General features: G+C 66.2%; 1 protein-coding gene. It reads left to right on the top strand.

Annotated features, from left to right (window positions below):
- Positions 1-54: 54 nt before the first annotated feature.
- On the top strand, positions 55-2,526 hold a 2,472-nt coding region (locus tag HH303_RS19885), incomplete at its 3' end, for an Ig-like domain-containing protein (protein ID WP_227421969.1).

A 2,526-nucleotide genomic window follows, 5' to 3' on the forward strand; every position in this document is an offset into this window, starting at 1 on the left:
ATCGTTGACGACATTCCGGTAGCGAGTGTTGGTCACACGGAGAATGCGGCGCAGTTGGCTGCGACGGTAGACGAGGACGATTTGTCGGACGGGACGGACGGGTCTCAGGGGACCAGTGTGTCCGGAGACATCGGCTTCGATTCCGGCGATCTGATCACGATCGACTACGGCGCGGACGGTCCTGCGGCGGGTGCGCCGACGGGTCTTGGCTTCGGCGACATGGACTTCACGGTTTCAGGCCCGTCTGGTCTGACGTCGCAGGGCGATGCGATCACCTATAGCTATGACGAAGGCACCGACACGCTGACGGCGACAGCGGGCGGCCGTGAGGTATTCACGGTCCAGCTGAACGGTGACGGCACGTTCACCTTCGACCTGAAGGACAGCATCGACCACCCGGACGGGTCGGGCGAGAACTACAGCGACCTGACCTTCTCCGTGACCGGCGTGCCGAATGCGGCGGCGCTGGCGTCGACGGACTATGACGGCGACGAGGTCTACAATCTGGACGGCATGACGGTCGAGCAGGACTTCCAGGTCCGCGTGACGGACGATGTGCCGACGATCGAGAACAACCAGGGCGACGTCGGTACGGCGGCGACCGGGTCTGTCGACGAAGACGACCTGTCGGACGGGACGAGCCCGGATTCGGGTGCGCTGACGACGGGCGGCGATCTGGGTCTGGCCGGTGGCCGGGAATTGGTGTCGATCGACTACGGCGCGGACGGCGCGGCGGCGGGTGCGCCGACGGCGCTGGAATACAGCGACATGGACTGGACCGTGGACGGTCCGGCGGGTCTGCTGTCGAACGGCGATGCGGTGACCTACACCCAAGTCGGCAATGTGATGACGGCGACCGCGGATGCGGGCGGCACGGACGAACGTCCGGTCTTCACGGTGACGCTGAACGGCGACGGGACCTATACGTTCGAGCTGCTGGACCAGATCGACCATGTCGATGCGAATGGTGAGAATGTCGGGACGCTGAACTTCAGCTTGTCGGGCACGCCGAGCAGCGATGTCGTGGACGCGGTCAGTGATTACGACGATGACGCGGCGTCGGGCCTTGCGGGCCAGACGATCACGCAGAGCTTCGGCGTGGACGTGACGGACGATGTGCCGGAAGCGGTGCTGACGACGGACGGCATGACGGCGGCGGATGTGGCGTCGGTGGACGAAGACGATCTGTCCGACGGGACGAGCCCGGATGCGGGCGCGCTGTCGGCGTCGGGCGACCTTGGCTTCGGGTCGGGCGACCTGATCGCCATCGATTACGGCGCGGACGGGCCGGAAGCGGGCGCGCCGACGGGTCTTGGCGTGGACGATCTGGACTTCACGGTTGCGGGCCCGGCGGGCCTGACCAGCCTGGGTGAGCCGGTCGGCTACACCTACGATCCGGTGACGGATACGCTGACGGCGACGGCGGACGGCCGTGACGTGTTCACGGTGACGCTGGACGGGAACGGCGGGTATACGTTCACGCTGCTGGACACGCTGGATCATCCGACGGCGACGGCGGAAGACATCATGCAGCTTGGCTTCACCGTGACCGGTGTGCCGAATGCGGATGCGCTTGCGGCGACGGATTACGACGGCGACGCCATTGATGGGCTGTCGGGCCTGTCGGTGACGCAGAACTTCTATGTCAATGTGACGGACGACGTTCCGTCGGCGGTGGACGACGACGGCGGCGCGACCGGTCAGGGGGGGACTCTGTCCGGCGGCAACGTTCTGACGAACGACACCGAAGGGGCGGATACGGACGGCAGCGGCCTGGAGGTCGTGTCCTTCACCTATACCGACGACAACGGTCAGGACCACACCGGCACGGTGGGTCAGCCGCTGGATACGGATTACGGCACGTTCACGCTGAACAGCGACGGTAGCTGGACGTTCACGGCGGACGACACGGTGGACTTCGGCGGCGCGAACAGCGTGACGGAGAACATCACCTACACGATTGAGGACGCGGACGGCGACCAGTCGACGGCGGACCTTGAGTTCGACGTGACGAAGGGTCCGTCGATCACGGTTTACGACCCGCCGAGCGGCGACCCGAATCTGGGTGCGGACGGCGCGTTCGTGGACGAAGACGACCTGACGGCGGCGCAGGGCGACAGCGAGGTCGGGACCGACGGGACGGGTGCGTCCGAAGTGTCGGGCACGATCGATATCGAACCGGGCGCGGCGGGCTTCGGGTCCTTGACCATCGATGCGTCCCCGGCGCTCGACGCGATGAATCTGTCTTCGGACGGGACGCCGCTGGTCTACACGCAATCGCCGGACGGCCAGACGCTGACGGCGACGGCGGGTGTCGGCGGCGCGGTTGTGTTCACGGCGGCGCTGACGGGTGACGAGGCGAACGGCTTCGGCTGGACCTTCGACCTTGTCGGCAATCTGGACCATCCGGCGGGCCAGGACGAAAACGTCCTGGAGAACCTGGAATTCACCGTCACCCTCACCGACGGCGAAGGCACCGAAGTCTCCGGCGCCTTCACCGTCGATGTCATCGATGATGTCCCGGTC

The organism is Pacificispira spongiicola, from assembly GCF_012926505.1.
In the GTDB taxonomy this organism is placed as follows: Bacteria; Pseudomonadota; Alphaproteobacteria; order UBA8366; family Aestuariispiraceae; genus Pacificispira; species Pacificispira spongiicola.